Raw genomic sequence first — 15,944 nt, 5'->3', positions numbered from 1 at the left:
AGTTTCGCACTTAGGAAAATTGCATATCAGTTAGAAGCCATCTAATGTTATTCTGAATTGATGTTTTTATAACTTCCCAAGTTTGTTGATATAAAGTAATTTTTTCATTTATCCTCCTTTTGTTCATATCAAGCCATGCCAATACAGCAAGGCAAATATGATTTCTTTGAGCTCGACCCGTGCGTGCCTGACAGCTTTCAATACCACAAGTTTGTTTTAATTCTCGATGATAAACTTCTATAGACCAACGTGCCTTAACAATTTTCTCTATTTGCTCACGTGTAGGGTTTTCTAAATTAGTTGTTATGTAATCAATGCGACCATTTTTTGCCACAAACTTAAATACCGTTACCCAACCGTATCCACGTAGATGAATTTTTAGCCCTTCATCGGGAATCTCCAAAGTGTCCAAGCTAACATTACGATTAACTTTTCTATTTCTTCTTAGGTTAGTAACCCATATCCAACCTAAATTACGTATATGTTTTAAATTATCCAAACCACTATACCAAGCATCCATGACTATGGCATCAGGATTGATACCTCTTTCTTTAGCTAAAGTAAGCATATCACAAAAATGCTCGTTCTTTGTTTTGCCATCAGTTTCTTTATCATATATTCTATAATCTACAGGAGTAGATTGATCAATTTGAGTATTGTAATGCAGTAAGTTTACCATTCCTATACCAGGTATAACATCATGTACAGCCCCAGAATATTGATACTTTACAAGCTCGATCCTCTTACTGTATTGCTTTGACAATAAGGTGTCATCTCCTACTAATAAACAAGGCTCCTCTAGATCAAGATATTTTGACACTTTGCTATAGATTTCGCTAGGGCGAAAATCTTTACTCTTTAACCATCGACTTGCACTATCGTGCGATAGATCTACTGGGCTTACTTCAGATAATGCTTTGCCAGTATATCTTACACTACTTGCTTGTAAAAACGATTGATATAAATCTTTGCTACATTTTGATCTTGTCATTTTTATCTAAAACTATTTTTCTCTAGATTACCATATTCTTTGCTAAGAGCCTATCTTGAAAGACGAATATGCTCATTAAATAGTACTGCAACATATTACTTTAGCACTGTTTGATGTATCAAAAAATTTACAATTTTTAGCAAAATTACTGCTTTTTTATACAAATTGTAAACTGCTTGCTATGAATTAGTGTATTGTTTTTGTTCTCAATACACTTTCAAGACAGGCTCTAAGTGCGAAACTCCTGCTATTGATTCAAGCCTTTGAGCCATATAATGAGCTCCACCACAAGCTTCAAATACAAAGGTTTCTGACTCTGGAAACATTGTTGATAAATTTTCAAAAAAGCTTCTTCGATCCATTGCTTTTTTTAATACAACTTTATTGTCTAAATTTATTGCTGCAAAATGCAACTTTCTTTTTGCTAAATCAATTCCTATTACTTTATAATTACTCATGGTATGGACTCCTTTATAAAATTATTAAAAATTACAAACCTATCTTAGGTTTTGGTTCTTTGATATCTTAATATCACTTAAAACCGTTGATAAGTTCTTTCTTATCATTGGCGTCCATACCATCAAGTTAAGAGAGATGTAAATTAAGTATTGAGCAAATGCATGGAATAATTTATAGAATAGCAGTAACCATTTATCTCTAAATTTCACCATTATGCGTATTACTCAAGCTCCGAAGAGACATCGTTTTCCAGCAAGCATCATTAGCCATGCAGTATGGTTATATCATCGTTTTAATAGTAGCTACCGAGATGTTCAAGAACAGATGGCATATCGAGGTATTATTTTGAGTCATGAGACAGTAAGATTTTGGTGCAACAAATTTGCAGTTTATTTTCAAGATGTTATCAGAAGGAGAGAGCGGAAGCCAACTGATAAATGGCATTTAGATAAAATGAACATTAAGATTAAAGGTGAAGTATTCATACTATGGAGGGCTGTTGACTCTGAGGGACATGAATTAGAAGTATTGCTACAGAAGCGACGCAACAAGAAATCAGCTATTTGCTTTTTATTAAGATTATTGGGCAATTACCCAGCTCCAAGAGTAATTGTTACTGATAAGCTCAAGAGTTACATTAAACCGATTAAGCTTAAGTGTCCTAGGACTAAACATCGAACTAATAAACGCGAGTTTCGTATTCAAAAAGTCGCTGTATAGCTGATAAACAGTGGGTTACGGGGATATTGATAATACTGTTTTTGTTATAAAGTGAGTACAAAATACAAATTGCTAATTAAAATATGGTATTTATAGTATAAGAAAAAAGTTTATAGGTTATTGAAAAAACTTTAAGAGCAATAACCTATGATAATGGATTTTACAGAAATATTTTGTTACGTCGATGATTTTTTTCAAGAATTAGACAAGCATACAAATTCAATTACTAACCATAACAACAAATCTGGTCCTAAAAGTCGACTTAACAGAAGTGAGGTAATAACAATTATAATAGGCTACTGGCAGTCATCTTATGATTGTTTTAAGAATTATTATCTGAAGCAAATATGGATTTATCATCAAAGAGATTTTCAATTAGTAAGCTATAGTCAATTTATAAAAATAATAGGTCCACATTTACCACTATTAGTACTGATATTCAATTCTATTTTGGATCAGTGTGATGGCCTTTCTTTTGTAGATTCAAGTAGTATAGAGGTATGTAAGAGATACCGTATTTCAATGAATAAAGTGTTCGCCGGCATAGCAGCACGCAGTAAGACAACAAAAGGTTGGTTCTATGGACTTAAACTACATCTAATAATTAATAGAGCCGGTGGTATAGTTAAAGCATCTTTTAGCCCTGGCAATAAGGATGATAGAAAACAGCTGGAACTGATGATCAAAAATCTTTTTGGTAAAGTATTCGGAGATCGTGGTTATATTTCACAACAATTATTTCAACAACTTTTAGAGCAAGGAATTTTTATGGTAACTAGGGTAAAGAAAAATATGAAAAATAAACTTATGTCTATGTTGGATAAAATATTATTGCTTAAAAGAGCATTAATAGAATCTGTGTTTAGTAAAATTAAACTATTGGGGAAGTTTGAGCATTCAAGGCATAGATCAGTTACAAATGCCTTTGTGCATATGGTTGCAGCACTGATAAATTATCAAATGTCTGATAATAAACCTTCTATTACATCTCTCTTGATATGCTAAATCCTATGCTATATTAATTCGAAACTCGCGTTAATAAGAGATTAAATAATCGCGTTGAGAATGCACATCAACCAACTAGGCGAAAAGAGAAGATATTGATTAAATTTAAGCATCCTAATGCAGCACAATGTACATTATCACTGATGGGAAAAGTTAGAAATATATTTGCCGTAAATGTTGGAAGGTATACTAAAACAGCACCTGACCAAAGAATTGCATTTGCATCCGCTAAATCCATTTGGGATGAAGCTACTCAAAGACTTCTTGCTGTCTGAAATCTAAAAATATTACTCTTTTTGACACTATGTTACTTAACTTGATGGTATGGACGCCAATGATAAGAAAGAACTTATCAACGGTTTTAAGTGATATTAAGATATCAAAGAACCAAAACCTAAGATAGGTTTGTAATTTTTAATAATTTTATAAAGGAGTCCATACCATGAGTAATTATAAAGTAATAGGAATTGATTTAGCAAAAAGAAAGTTGCATTTTGCAGCAATAAATTTAGACAATAAAGTTGTATTAAAAAAAGCAATGGATCGAAGAAGCTTTTTTGAAAATTTATCAACAATGTTTCCAGAGTCAGAAACCTTTGTATTTGAAGCTTGTGGTGGAGCTCATTATATGGCTCAAAGGCTTGAATCAATAGGACATAAAGCCATCTTGCTTAAACCTAAAGATGTGAAAGCATATGCAAAAACTCGACAAAAAAATGACATTAATGATTCAATTGCAATTTGCAAAGCATCATGTGATCCCGATTTAATACACGTCAAAGCTAAAACAATAGAAGAGCAAGAAATATCTTACCTGCATAAAGCAAGACAAAATATAATACAACAAAGGATTCAGTACAGCAACTCTCTGATGACTTCATTATTTGAATTTGGCTATTTGGTAACATGCGGAAAATCTACATTTGCAAAATCTTGTCAAAATTTTGTAAATTTTGCCCTAGAAGAAGGATTTATTAACAACACTATTGCTGAACAAATGTTGCTGGATTGTAAAGAAATTGAACAATTGATGATTCGTGAACAAAGCTTAGATAAAGAATTAGCAGCAAAGAATCGGAGTTCCAAGAAGGCAAAAATTTTAGAAACTATTCCAGGAATTGGTACAATTAACGCAAGTATTTTAAGCATCAAACCGGTTGAAGCATACGATTCTGCTAAGGATTTTGCTGCTTCACTTGGAATTGTCCCGAAACAAAATAGCACTGGAGGTAAGATTATTCTAGGAAGAATAACCAAGCAAGGTGATAGATATGCAAGAACAATGCTAATACAGGCTGGTAGGTCTTTATTGATGAGAAGCTATAAAACTAATCAGACATCAGGAGCGTTATCAGAATTTATTGAAAGATTAAAAGAAAAAGGGAAATCGTTCAATGTAATTGCAGTAGCTACAGCTAATAAATTGGCTAGAATCGCTTATGCCTGTCTGGTAAAGAACAGAAATTACCAATTGGTATAATAGTACTTAAGATTTAGGATAAATTATAAACTATATAATTTTTAAACTAGATAGGGGTAAAGAAATAAAAACAAAGTAGAATAATAAAACGGCGGGTTAAAGAGATAATACATAATCATTCTGGATGAAATCCGAGCTAACGTCATGGTACCTAGATACCGCTAACTTGAGTGAATCTCTCTAGGATCTTAGGCAGAATGCAGAAACCATTATGGCACTTTGATGCCGAATATATGACTGCTTCATTTATCATTAACTGTTTTTTATTTTTAGTACTTGTTTTTAACCAGGCGTCCATATATGACGGTGCCATAGAATTTTGTAAGATTTGTATAGGTATAGTTATATATAAATTAGTAATATATTTAATAAAGACTTATACTTAATAGAAATCCGGCATAATGATTTGCTTTAAATCTCGTCATACAATTAGTTGGATTGTGAATTTCTAAAGTTGCTATTTGTAATATTAACAAGATTGAAGCAGCTAGGATAGGTAGATAGTCTACATTATAGCCGGCAGCTGAGATAAATAACAAAATAAATCCAACATAAAATATATAAAGCCAAAATTTATAGGCTTTATTCTCTAAGTAAATACTTAAAGATTTTACTCCTATTTTCTTATCGTCATTTATATCCATAAATCCATATATAGTATCATACCCTATCGTCCATAAACAGCAGGCTAAATACATGATAATTGCTCCTATATCAAGCTTATTCTGAACTGCTGCATAGGCTATTAGCGTTCCTAAATTAAACGTAAAGCCTAAAAAAACTTGTGGGAGGTAAGTGATCCGTTTCATTAGCGGATATGTACTAATCATAATTACTGCAAAAAAACCTATATATATTGCCGTCCTAATCAAAGCTAGCAAAATAAAAAGCGAGATAAAAGCAAGAATAAAGAGTATGCTGATAGCATATTTTATAGACAAAGCACCGCTAGTTATAGGGCGGTTTTTAGTCCTGGCAACATGCTTATCGAATTTTCGATCAAATATATCATTGATAATACACCCGCTACTTCTTGTAGTTATGCTACCTAAAATAAATAATGGCAATAAATGTATTAAATCTGCTTTAGACGGATTTGCAAGTAGCAAGCCAAATAAGGCAGGAAAGAAGACCAGCAAATAAGCTACCGGCTTATCTGCCCGCATTAATTTTAAAGTTAATAAGAATTTATGCATGATTTTTTGACTTTCAGATGATTATTATATTTAGTTTATCTATCATCGGATAGTAAATTAATGCTAATATAGCTGAATTAGCTAAAGATATTATAGGAAAATATACAAATATGTATAATGAATTTAATATTTAGTACATTTATTATTAATTGCGAATAATTTGAATGGTGGAAGCAAGTAGTACGATTTGCTAACCACCAAGGGTAAAGTTTTATGCAACAAAATTCACAAGCAGCATAAAAATTTAAAGGGTGGATAAGTTGCGTCCATTTCTTTTTCTAATCTATTCCAAAAATACTATTTTGCCTAATTCATTAATATTATTCAATCCGTTAATTTACGCGAGTTTCGTATTCAAAAAGTCGCTGTATAGCTGATAAACAGTGGGTTACGGGGATATTGATAATACTGTTTTTGTTATAAAGTGAGTACAAAATACAAATTGCTAATTAAAATATGGTATTTATAGTATAAGAAAAAAGTTTATAGGTTATTGAAAAAACTTTAAGAGCAATAACCTATGATAATGGATTTTACAGAAATATTTTGTTACGTCGATGATTTTTTTCAAGAATTAGACAAGCATACAAATTCAATTACTAACCATAACAACAAATCTGGTCCTAAAAGTCGACTTAACAGAAGTGAGGTAATAACAATTATAATAGGCTACTGGCAGTCATCTTATGATTGTTTTAAGAATTATTATCTGAAGCAAATATGGATTTATCATCAAAGAGATTTTCAATTAGTAAGCTATAGTCAATTTATAAAAATAATAGGTCCACATTTACCACTATTAGTACTGATATTCAATTCTATTTTGGATCAGTGTGATGGCCTTTCTTTTGTAGATTCAAGTAGTATAGAGGTATGTAAGAGATACTGTATTTCAATGAATAAAGTGTTCGCCGGCATAGCAGCACGCAGTAAGACAACAAAAGGTTGGTTCTATGGACTTAAACTACATCTAATAATTAATAGAGCCGGTGGTATAGTTAAAGCATCTTTTAGCCCTGGCAATAAGGATGATAGAAAACAGCTGGAACTGATGATCAAAAATCTTTTTGGTAAAGTATTCGGAGATCGTGGTTATATTTCACAACAATTATTTCAACAACTTTTAGAGCAAGGAATTTTTATGGTAACTAGGGTAAAGAAAAATATGAAAAATAAACTTATGTCTATGTTGGATAAAATATTATTGCTTAAAAGAGCATTAATAGAATCTGTGTTTAGTAAAATTAAACTATTGGGGAAGTTTGAGCATTCAAGGCATAGATCAGTTACAAATGCCTTTGTGCATATGGTTGCAGCACTGATAAATTATCAAATGTCTGATAATAAACCTTCTATTACATCTCTCTTGATATGCTAAATCCTATGCTATATTAATTCGAAACTCGCGTTAATTTGTTCATTTAATCTCTTAGGGTTTAATTCCCCGAAGGTCTGCTTCGTGATATACTAGATGCATGGAAGAAAGCAGTTATATACATAAAAGTGATAATGTCACAGTACTAATATATCATTTAGTAACACCGGCAAAGTATAGAAGAGTAATATTCAATGAGGAACTAGACGATTATTTATGTAAAATTTGTGAGGACATAGAAGCTCGTTATGAAATTAGATTTTTGGAAATAGGAGTAGATAAAGAACATGTACATTTTTTACTACAGTCAATACCAATGTATAGCCCAACAAAAATAACTCAAATCATAAAAAGTATTACATCTAAGGAAATGTTTAAGAAATATCCAAATCTTAAAGAAAAATTATGGGGAAGTGAGTTTTGGAGTAAAGGATATTTTATGAGCACAGTATGTAAACATGGTGATGAGCGGAAATTACGTAATTATGTAAAAAATCAAGGTTCAGGCAAACCTTCTTATAAAGCATTTCAACAAAAACAGTTAAAACTTTTTGGATAGATACCTCGTAGCTCTGCTGCGAGGAGTATCATTAGAAGATAAAGTGTTATGTGTATTAATATCAGCGAAGTGTTGAAAAAGTATTTTTATAATCATTTTGTTTGTATAAACCACTGTAGTTTTGATAAATAAGCGTATATAGTATAACTTTTAATTTATTTTACTATAATGTATTTAAATTATTTAAAACTTTTTCAACAGTCCCAATGATACTCCTCGCAGCAGAGCTACGAGGTATCTATCCAAAAAGTTTTAACTGTTTTTGTTGAAATGCTTTATAAGAAGGTTTGCCTGAACCTTGATTTTTTACATAATTACGTAATTTCCGCTCATCACCATGTTTACATACTGTGCTCATAAAATATCCTTTACTCCAAAACTCACTTCCCCATAATTTTTCTTTAAGATTTGGATATTTCTTAAACATTTCCTTAGATGTAATACTTTTTATGATTTGAGTTATTTTTGTTGGGCTATACATTGGTATTGACTGTAGTAAAAAATGTACATGATCTTTATCTACTCCTATTTCCAAAAATCTAATTTCATAACGAGCTTCTATGTCCTCACAAATTTTACATAAATAATCGTCTAGTTCCTCATTGAATATTACTCTTCTATACTTTGCCGGTGTTACTAAATGATATATTAGTACTGTGACATTATGACTTTTATGTATATAACTGCTTTCTTCCATGCATCTAGTATATCACGAAGCAGACCTTCGGGGAATTAAACCCTAAGAGATTAAAGGTAAATGTAATATTCTACCATGACATCTTTTCTTGAGTTCAATCTTTTTAAATTCAGGTCTAATCCGTTCTACTATCTCTCTAAATCTTTAAATTTACACCAGCTAGTTGTACCAAATTTTTTGGGTATTTACTCAACTTTAGATAATGGGACTGTTGCGAGATGAGAGGGTAGCAGGTATAATAAAAAAATAAAAAATATGTTTATATGTCAGAGTATCAAATGCTAATGGTAAGTTTAGATGAGTTAGTAAATGCGGATCATCAATATCGTAAATTCAAAAGTTTATTCAAATTCAAAGCAGTTGAAGCTGAGTTATTAGCATTAGAATGCGAAGCTAATTATAAAGGATATGGTATAGAGAGGCTGTTTAAATGTTTGCTGCTACAATTTATGGAAGACTTATCTGATCGGGAATTAGAACGTTATTTAGCTGATAGCACAGCGGCGAAATGGTTTTGTAATTTTGCTCTTACAGAAAAGACACCTGATTATAGTGTATTTAGTAAAATACGTAAAAAAATAGGTACTAATTTACTATCAAAAATATTTACAAAATTCCGCGATCAACTACGAGTACAAGGCTATATGGGTGAAGTATTTACCTTTGTAGATGCTTCTCATTTAATCTCAAAAGCTAATCTCTGGGAGGAACGTGATAAACTAAGAGCACAAAAATATGATAAATTGAATAATGAGACTTTGCCTAAGGTTGCAAAGGATAAACAAGCCAAAATTGGCTGTAAGGGAGGGAATAAATTTTGGTATGGTTATAAAAAACATGTGAGTGTTGATATTCAATCAGGCATGATCAATAAGGTTGCAGTTACCCCTGCAAATGTTACCGATAGCAAAGGTTTTAAGCATGTTATGCCAAGTTCTGGTGCTACATATGTTGATAAAGGTTATTGTACAATCTCTACCAAGAATGCAGCAGCTAAAAAGGGAGTCCATCTTTGTGCAATAAAGAAAAATAATATGAAAGATAAGAATTTTGACCTTGATAAATATTATACGAAAATCAGAGCACCTTTCGAGATGGTATTTTCAAAAGATAATAAGCGGGTTAGATATATAGGAATTGCCAAAAATCAATTCTCCGAATTTATGAATGCCATATGTTTTAATTTAAAACGATTAGTGGTTTTAACAACTTTAATGGCTTAAAGAAATTTATTAATAAAAATTCTAACTCTGTAAACAAATCTCTATTAAATTACTACACTATTGAATAACATTTATCTCTATATTAAACAGAATTTCTTTTTTAAAATATTTATTACCTCCTTTCCTCTTATTTTACTATCAAAAATTATCTTTCAACGACCCCAGGCTAGAGCCATCCGATGGATAGTCCACTTTTCGCTTTTCGCATGTTCCGTTACGGCAATCCAAATGATGACAAAGATTCTCAAGTATCTGCTCATATTCAAGGAGTTGTGACATAGTCCAATTAAATCGACTCAAAATATTATAGGCATTATTGATGTTAGTATTAATATAAGCTGTATTAAACCTATCATTAGAGAGTAACTTTCTTAATCTTGTTTCCTGTGTCTTTTTATATTCATCGTGGTTTGCTGTACCAAATTCTGCTGTATTATGCATCTCTCTGCTACGCATTTGTATTTCTATATTGCGTTTATAGATATTAATTATGACATGTAAGGAACGGTAGCCATTATCCTTAGGATTAGTAATATAGTCTTTAAACTTCTTTACATCAACAGAATAAATATTGTAAATAATATCTAATACTTTATAACAGTCTTCTTTTTTATTAACTATAATCCTAAAAGCAATTAGGTCCTTCAATTCTTTCACAGTGGTAGCTTTTTTTAATATCTTCTTTAAAACAGAACAAGGGGATTTTAATCTGTAATGTATTTCAGCAGCTATATTAGCCTTATATAGTTTAGTGCTAATAGCAGCTATGATATTATGTAAATCATTAGTATTTATACCTTGCATAATTAACATTTATAATAAATTATAATACGTTTGTTATAAAATAATCAGCTTTTGATCCCTGTAATTAACTATTAACTCCACATTAGTACACTAAACTCCATAAAGAGATATAACTCTTGGAATTTTACTTTTAAATTTATGGAGGGAAAAAGCTGTTTATTTTACAGTAACTTAAGTGCAATTTAACTCCCTGACCTTACTAATCTGGCAGAATGTAATAAATTCGCAGAACTAAATTTGCCTATCCCCGAGGCAAGCCACGGGGAATTTAACCCAACAGGGATTAAAACTTAAATTAGAATTATTAACAACTCTTAAAAAAACAGTAAGTATTATACATAAGTAAAAAACACATAGATATTTAATGTAAAAATTTATCTATTAAAGACCTCTAAAAATAAGTGAATTAAGTAGTCAATAATAAGAAAGTAGATATTAATGAAGAGATTATAATCATTAAGAATTATTAGAATGGATATATTTACAGTTGCTGGAGGAGACAGATTAAGTAAAGATAACGTACTTAAGTTAGAACAAATAATTAACTGGAATCAAGTAAGTAATTATTTAAAGAACAGTAAACTGAGATCTGACTTAGAGCCTGTCTTGAAAGACTAATTATCTAATTACATAGTACTTCAACATGTTACTTTAGTACTATTTTATGTCTAAAAAATTTACAAGTTTTAGCAAAATTACTGTTTTTTTATATAGATTTTAAACTGCTTGTTATGAATTAGTGTATTATTGTTGTTATCAATCCACTTTCAAGACAGGCTCTTAGGCAGGATTGGTTATAGCGAGTGATTGTTATTTAAATGCATCCTATTAGGACAATTATATAATTTAACGTGAATAGCGAATTAAAATAAGTCAAGAATTAAGGGAAGAGTCGATAGACGGTTTGTTAGGTAGTAACTGGTAATTGATAAGAGAAGCGATCATGTGAGAGAAGGCATTTTTGACTGATCCATATAGGGACTGTTGCGAGATGAGAGGGTAGCAGGTATAATAAAAAAATAAAAAATATGTTTATATGTCAGAGTATCAAATGCTAATGGTAAGTTTAGATGAGTTAGTAAATGCGGATCATCAATATCGTAAATTCAAAAGTTTATTCAAATTCAAAGCAGTTGAAGCTGAGTTATTAGCATTAGAATGCGAAGCTAATTATAAAGGATATGGTATAGAGAGGCTGTTTAAATGTTTGCTGCTACAATTTATGGAAGACTTATCTGATCGGGAATTAGAACGTTATTTAGCTGATAGCACAGCGGCGAAATGGTTTTGTAATTTTGCTCTTACAGAAAAGACACCTGATTATAGTGTATTTAGTAAAATACGTAAAAAAATAGGTACTAATTTACTATCAAAAATATTTACAAAATTCCGCGATCAACTACGAGTACAAGGCTATATGGGTGAAGTATTTACCTTTGTAGATGCTTCTCATTTAATCTCAAAAGCTAATCTCTGGGAGGAACGTGATAAACTAAGAGCACAAAAATATGATAAATTGAATAATGAGACTTTGCCTAAGGTTGCAAAGGATAAACAAGCCAAAATTGGCTGTAAGGGAGGGAATAAATTTTGGTATGGTTATAAAAAACATGTGAGTGTTGATATTCAATCAGGCATGATCAATAAGGTTGCAGTTACCCCTGCAAATGTTACCGATAGAAAAGGTTTTAAGCATGTTATGCCAAGTTCTGGTGCTACATATGTTGATAAAGGTTATTGTACAATCTCTACCAAGAATGCAGCAGCTAAAAAGGGAGTCCATCTTTGTGCAATAAAGAAAAATAATATGAAAGATAAGAATTTTGACCTTGATAAATATTATACGAAAATCAGAGCACCTTTCGAGATGGTATTTTCAAAAGATAATAAGCGGGTTAGATATATAGGAATTGCCAAAAATCAATTCTCCGAATTTATGAATGCCATATGTTTTAATTTAAAACGATTAGTGGTTTTAACAACTTTAATGGCTTAAAGAAATTTATTAATAAAAATTCTAACTCTGTAAACAAATCTCTATTAAATTACTACACTATTGAATAACATTTATCTCTATATTAAACAGAATTTCTTTTTTAAAATATTTATTACCTCCTTTCCTCTTATTTTACTATCAAAAATTATCTTTCAACGACCCCATATATGACGATGTCTTTTAACCTTATAGAATATATAATAGTTTAAATAAATTAGATTTTATGGAAGATAAAGGCTATGTGTCCGCAAGAAATATATGCAAAACATTTACGTGTAATTAACAATATTAGATTTACATCAAGAGAAATAGATGTAATAGCATGCATTATGCATGGGAAGAACATAAAAGGAGTAGCTAATTTTTTATCAAATGAGGATAAACAGGTTGAGACAAGAACTATTGAAAGTCATATTTCTAACATCAAACGGAAAATAGGAACAAATGTTCGAGAGGGCATTATAAACTTTATGGAAAAGTCCGATAAATATAAACTAATACAAAGTTACTATTTAAGTTTATTAATTCAACAAGAATTTAAAAAAAACTTAAAGGAAATTTTAATATTAACAAAGCCTTATAATACATCTTTTTTTATTGTTTTGCAGATGCTAGGAAACAATGATTTAAACTGGATGATTTATAAGATACGTAGGGATTTACAACTTGTAGGCATAACAGTTTTTATAGAACTGCGAGAATATTCTGATAATGTTCCTATAGTGCTCATGCATAAGGGGACACATGGCGAAGATAAAAAGCAATGTACTATCTATGTTTTATCTGTAAATAAAACTAATATACCTAAACGACAATCTATTGTTATGTCTAATGATCAGGATATATCTAAAGTATTTTTCCTTACAACACAGGAAAAACAAGGTTTAGAATTTTTACCTAAGCGAACTAATTTTGAATATATTAATCTTTCTCTATCCAAACAATATCATTTTATTTTTTTAGAAATTGTCACAAAAGTTTTTTCTAATACAAATGTAGAGAATATTATTGTTAAGTTCAGGGAAAGATATAATAATATTATGTCAAATCAGACTAGTTCAGTTGCCCCTCACGCCTATTTGACAGACAAAAATATTCAAGCTAAAGTTAGGAATATTTATTTACCAATAGTTGGTGTATTGGTTTTGATTATTTGTAGTACTTATCTTTTAATATTTGACCCAGCTGTTAGAACAACGGTTAAAAGTCAAGAAGCAGAAATGCCTTACCTTAAACCACAAGAATCAATAATATTTCCTAAGAATTTGACTACTTGGAATATACCTAGACAAGATAACGTTTTTGTTGGTAGAGAAAAATTATTGAATAATTTACACAATAAATTACGTCAGAATCATACACCAGAAGGAATAAGTAATGTGGCAATTAGTGCATGTACTGGACTTGGAGGAATTGGAAAAACACAATTAACTTTGCAATATGTCACGCACACAAAACATCCGTATACATTTAAAGCTTGGTTTCCTGCAGAGAACATTGATGATTTGTGTAATAAATATATTGAATTCGCTAAGCTATTAGGATATACAGAAAACATGTATACAAAAGAAAACATTATCGCTTATGTTAAACAATGGCTAGTTGATAATCCAGGATGGCTTTTAGTTTATGATAACGTAAATAACTATCGTGAAATTGCACCATTTTTACCAGAAACTGGGGGACATGTAATTTTAACAACTCGTCAACGTCATTGGTCAACAAAATTTTCAATATTGTCCATTGACGTCATGACAGAAGAAGAATCTATTAAAACAATAAAGACTTTAATACAGCGAAATGTGGCATTAGAAGAAGAAAATGCTATAAGGGAATTAGTAGAAATTTTAGGATATTTACCCTTAGCACTAGTACAAGCTAGTGTTTATATTAAGCAAAAACATATTACTATTCCAGAATATTTAGACCTTTACAAGAAGTATGAATCAGAATTATTATCAGATAATTCTTTTTTAGAAGAGACAAATAATTATATCTACCCAGTGGCAGTAACCTGGAACATTACCTTAGATGAAATTGTTAGAGATACTAGAATTAACAATGAACCACCAATAGCTATTGAACTTTTAATAGTATGTGCTTACTTAGCACCAGACAAAATCTCTCGAAAACTATTGCTTACATGGCTGCAAACTGCTCATCCTGATTTATCATCGCCAGAATTAACATTAAATAAACATATTGCTCTATTATGGAAATATTCCATGATCAATTATGATAACGATAATAATATTTCCGTCCATCGTCTAGTACAAACAGTTTTACGTCATCAGTCCAATCAGATACTAAATAAAAACAATAATATGTATCCTACCTTAAATTTAAGGTGGTTTGAATCCCTATTACAATTTTTTATAGATAATGAGCAAGAATTTAAACTAACTAATTCTTTTCAACAAATTATTGAAACTAGTCAGCACTTTAAAACTCAATTTCAGGATAAATATAATGAAAATCTTATAACAATGGATTTGATGGTTGCTACAATCTACTATTATCAAGAAAAGTATGAAGATTTTCTAAAGAAACTTGATCAGGTTAATGCATATTTGCAGAAAATTGACGGCTTAGAAATGTTAAAATGTGAAATGCTAGCCTTATATTCAGCATATTTTTATAAAATCGGTAATTATCATGAGGCTGAAGAAAAACTAAATAAAGCATTTGATGAGTACAATAATATAAAAATAAATAATTCAGAAAAAGACAATGATATGAAAATATTGAAGGCAAGATTAGTGTATAATAAAGCCAAGCTTGTCTTAGAGAAAAGTAAAAAAACAGATAAAACTAATATAAATATACTAGAAATAGAGAATACTATTAAATCAATTCAAGAAGCAATGATTTTATTTAAGGCAGCTAATAGAACTAGAGGTTTTTTATTATCACTTAGATTGTATGGACAACTACTTATTTTAACTAACCACGTGGATAAAGTAATAATAGAGTTTAATAAATACAATAACTTAATTGAGCAAATATCTGATGACATGATAAAAATGCTTTTTTATATAACTTATTCAGATGTTTATTTTAGCAAAGGCGATTTCAACAAAGCTTTGGAATATTGTGGTAAAGCTAAACAACAAGCAGAGAAATTACATCTTAACAATAAATTAAATTATCTTAACAATCAAGAGAAAACTATTAAAGCATCACTGCAATAAAATTGAATAGCATTCTATAGTTAAGTAAATTCAATTAGGTATAATAAAGAGTATTAAAGATATTTATTGCGTAATAACAATTTACCGTTATTGTGGAGTAAGAGGAGAGAATGGGACTGTGTTATTATATAAATTTAATCTTTTGTAATTTGTAGTTATATTTAACCGCATAGCGAAAATCTAGGGAGCTTGCTCCCTAGATGGATAGCGTTATAATATAAGCGTTGGCATATTATAATTTAGTAGAA

Annotated in this window: 16 protein-coding genes and 1 pseudogene; 11 read left to right on the top strand and 6 right to left on the bottom strand. The window is 30.4% G+C overall.

Annotated elements, in window-relative coordinates; all coding sequences use genetic code 11:
• Window positions 1-10 precede the first annotated feature (10 nt).
• Window positions 11-991, bottom strand: coding sequence for an IS701 family transposase (locus ACOAL3_RS05755; protein ID WP_419234551.1), 981 nt, complete (start codon window positions 989-991; stop codon window positions 11-13).
• Between the two features lie 206 nt (window positions 992-1,197).
• Complete coding sequence (locus ACOAL3_RS05750; RefSeq protein ID WP_419234550.1) at window positions 1,198-1,449, bottom strand: hypothetical protein; 252 nt, start codon at window positions 1,447-1,449, stop codon at window positions 1,198-1,200.
• A 214-nt stretch (window positions 1,450-1,663) separates the two neighbouring features.
• On the opposite strand from ACOAL3_RS05750, the gene ACOAL3_RS05745 reads away from it, so the two are divergent.
• The 5 genes from ACOAL3_RS05745 (at window position 1,664) to ACOAL3_RS05725 (ending at window position 5,041) form a co-directional block, all read left to right on the top strand.
• Window positions 1,664-2,170 carry an IS6 family transposase gene (locus ACOAL3_RS05745; protein ID WP_419234549.1) on the top strand — a complete coding sequence of 169 codons (507 nt, stop codon included), beginning with the start codon at window positions 1,664-1,666 and terminating at the stop codon, window positions 2,168-2,170.
• A 147-nt stretch (window positions 2,171-2,317) separates the two neighbouring features.
• On the top strand, window positions 2,318-3,175 hold the full coding sequence (locus tag ACOAL3_RS05740) for an IS982 family transposase (RefSeq protein WP_419234519.1): 858 nt from the start codon (window positions 2,318-2,320) through the stop codon (window positions 3,173-3,175).
• A gap of 95 nt (window positions 3,176-3,270) precedes the next feature.
• Complete coding sequence (locus ACOAL3_RS05735; protein ID WP_419234548.1) at window positions 3,271-3,450, top strand: transposase; 180 nt, start codon at window positions 3,271-3,273, stop codon at window positions 3,448-3,450.
• Between the two features lie 167 nt (window positions 3,451-3,617).
• Window positions 3,618-4,655: an IS110 family RNA-guided transposase gene (locus tag ACOAL3_RS05730; protein ID WP_419234517.1), complete on the top strand. Its 1,038-nt coding sequence runs from the start codon at window positions 3,618-3,620 to the stop codon at window positions 4,653-4,655.
• Between the two features lie 197 nt (window positions 4,656-4,852).
• Window positions 4,853-5,041, top strand: a complete 189-nt coding sequence (locus ACOAL3_RS05725) for a hypothetical protein (RefSeq protein WP_419234547.1) — start codon at window positions 4,853-4,855, stop codon at window positions 5,039-5,041.
• Here the strand turns inward: ACOAL3_RS05725 and ubiA are convergent.
• Window positions 5,021-5,851, bottom strand: coding sequence for a 4-hydroxybenzoate octaprenyltransferase (ubiA, locus tag ACOAL3_RS05720; protein WP_419234546.1), 831 nt, complete (start codon window positions 5,849-5,851; stop codon window positions 5,021-5,023). The two genes, ACOAL3_RS05725 and ubiA, sit on opposite strands and share 21 nt — an antisense overlap.
• Before the next feature lie 520 nt (window positions 5,852-6,371).
• On the opposite strand from ubiA, the gene ACOAL3_RS05715 reads away from it, so the two are divergent.
• On the top strand, window positions 6,372-7,229 hold the full coding sequence (locus ACOAL3_RS05715) for an IS982 family transposase (RefSeq protein WP_419234545.1): 858 nt from the start codon (window positions 6,372-6,374) through the stop codon (window positions 7,227-7,229).
• A gap of 97 nt (window positions 7,230-7,326) precedes the next feature.
• Window positions 7,327-7,785: an IS200/IS605 family transposase gene (tnpA, locus tag ACOAL3_RS05710; RefSeq protein WP_419234544.1), complete on the top strand. Its 459-nt coding sequence runs from the start codon at window positions 7,327-7,329 to the stop codon at window positions 7,783-7,785.
• A 238-nt stretch (window positions 7,786-8,023) separates the two neighbouring features.
• On the opposite strand, the gene tnpA (ACOAL3_RS05705) is transcribed toward tnpA (ACOAL3_RS05710), so the two are convergent.
• Window positions 8,024-8,482 (bottom strand): IS200/IS605 family transposase, encoded by a 459-nt coding sequence (tnpA, locus tag ACOAL3_RS05705; protein WP_395477538.1) that lies wholly within the window; start codon window positions 8,480-8,482, stop codon window positions 8,024-8,026.
• Between the two features lie 263 nt (window positions 8,483-8,745).
• Here tnpA (ACOAL3_RS05705) and ACOAL3_RS05700 point away from each other — a divergent pair, with 263 nt between their 5' ends.
• Window positions 8,746-9,705: a transposase gene (locus ACOAL3_RS05700; protein ID WP_419234543.1), complete on the top strand. Its 960-nt coding sequence runs from the start codon at window positions 8,746-8,748 to the stop codon at window positions 9,703-9,705.
• 138 nt (window positions 9,706-9,843) lie between these two features.
• Here ACOAL3_RS05700 and ACOAL3_RS05695 read toward each other — a convergent pair whose 3' ends face one another.
• The gene (locus ACOAL3_RS05695) at window positions 9,844-10,518 is read right to left on the bottom strand and encodes a RelA/SpoT-related domain-containing protein (protein WP_419234542.1); all 675 of its coding nucleotides are present in this window, start codon (window positions 10,516-10,518) and stop codon (window positions 9,844-9,846) included.
• 462 nt (window positions 10,519-10,980) lie between these two features.
• Between ACOAL3_RS05695 and ACOAL3_RS05690 the strand changes: the two genes are divergently transcribed.
• On the top strand, window positions 10,981-11,127 hold the full coding sequence (locus ACOAL3_RS05690; protein ID WP_419234541.1) for a hypothetical protein: 147 nt from the start codon (window positions 10,981-10,983) through the stop codon (window positions 11,125-11,127).
• A 255-nt stretch (window positions 11,128-11,382) separates the two neighbouring features.
• Here the strand turns inward: ACOAL3_RS05690 and ACOAL3_RS05685 are convergent.
• Window positions 11,383-11,484, bottom strand: a pseudogene (locus ACOAL3_RS05685) (IS982 family transposase); the annotation flags it as partial.
• Window positions 11,485-11,545: 61 nt separating this feature from the next.
• Between ACOAL3_RS05685 and ACOAL3_RS05680 the strand changes: the two are divergent.
• Complete coding sequence (locus ACOAL3_RS05680; protein ID WP_419234540.1) at window positions 11,546-12,505, top strand: transposase; 960 nt, start codon at window positions 11,546-11,548, stop codon at window positions 12,503-12,505.
• Window positions 12,506-12,744: 239 nt separating this feature from the next.
• On the top strand, window positions 12,745-15,696 hold the full coding sequence (locus tag ACOAL3_RS05675; protein ID WP_419234539.1) for a DUF7779 domain-containing protein: 2,952 nt from the start codon (window positions 12,745-12,747) through the stop codon (window positions 15,694-15,696).
• Window positions 15,697-15,944 lie beyond the last annotated feature (248 nt).

This window comes from Rickettsia endosymbiont of Nabis limbatus (assembly GCF_965196655.1).
Taxonomy (GTDB): Bacteria; Pseudomonadota; Alphaproteobacteria; order Rickettsiales; family Rickettsiaceae; genus Rickettsia.
The sequence above is the reverse complement of the archived record's forward strand: the minus strand, read 5'-3'. Positions and strand labels throughout refer to the sequence as shown.

What these genes read in the sequence shown, in the direction of transcription:
- ACOAL3_RS05755 (WP_419234551.1), bottom strand. Translation starts at nt 991, where the DNA reads ATGACAAGATCAAAATGTAGCAAAGATTTATATCAATCGTTTTTACAA.
- ACOAL3_RS05750 (WP_419234550.1), bottom strand. Translation starts at nt 1,449, where the DNA reads ATGAGTAATTATAAAGTAATAGGAATTGATTTAGCAAAAAGAAAGTTG.
- ACOAL3_RS05745 (WP_419234549.1), top strand. Translation starts at nt 1,664, where the DNA reads ATGCGTATTACTCAAGCTCCGAAGAGACATCGTTTTCCAGCAAGCATC.
- ACOAL3_RS05740 (WP_419234519.1), top strand. Translation starts at nt 2,318, where the DNA reads ATGATAATGGATTTTACAGAAATATTTTGTTACGTCGATGATTTTTTT.
- ACOAL3_RS05730 (WP_419234517.1), top strand. Translation starts at nt 3,618, where the DNA reads ATGAGTAATTATAAAGTAATAGGAATTGATTTAGCAAAAAGAAAGTTG.
- ACOAL3_RS05725 (WP_419234547.1), top strand. Translation starts at nt 4,853, where the DNA reads ATGCAGAAACCATTATGGCACTTTGATGCCGAATATATGACTGCTTCA.
- ubiA (WP_419234546.1), bottom strand. Translation starts at nt 5,851, where the DNA reads ATGCATAAATTCTTATTAACTTTAAAATTAATGCGGGCAGATAAGCCG.
- ACOAL3_RS05715 (WP_419234545.1), top strand. Translation starts at nt 6,372, where the DNA reads ATGATAATGGATTTTACAGAAATATTTTGTTACGTCGATGATTTTTTT.
- tnpA (WP_419234544.1), top strand. Translation starts at nt 7,327, where the DNA reads ATGGAAGAAAGCAGTTATATACATAAAAGTGATAATGTCACAGTACTA.
- tnpA (WP_395477538.1), bottom strand. Translation starts at nt 8,482, where the DNA reads ATGGAAGAAAGCAGTTATATACATAAAAGTCATAATGTCACAGTACTA.
- ACOAL3_RS05700 (WP_419234543.1), top strand. Translation starts at nt 8,746, where the DNA reads ATGTCAGAGTATCAAATGCTAATGGTAAGTTTAGATGAGTTAGTAAAT.
- ACOAL3_RS05695 (WP_419234542.1), bottom strand. Translation starts at nt 10,518, where the DNA reads ATGTTAATTATGCAAGGTATAAATACTAATGATTTACATAATATCATA.
- ACOAL3_RS05690 (WP_419234541.1), top strand. Translation starts at nt 10,981, where the DNA reads ATGGATATATTTACAGTTGCTGGAGGAGACAGATTAAGTAAAGATAAC.
- ACOAL3_RS05680 (WP_419234540.1), top strand. Translation starts at nt 11,546, where the DNA reads ATGTCAGAGTATCAAATGCTAATGGTAAGTTTAGATGAGTTAGTAAAT.
- ACOAL3_RS05675 (WP_419234539.1), top strand. Translation starts at nt 12,745, where the DNA reads ATGTGTCCGCAAGAAATATATGCAAAACATTTACGTGTAATTAACAAT.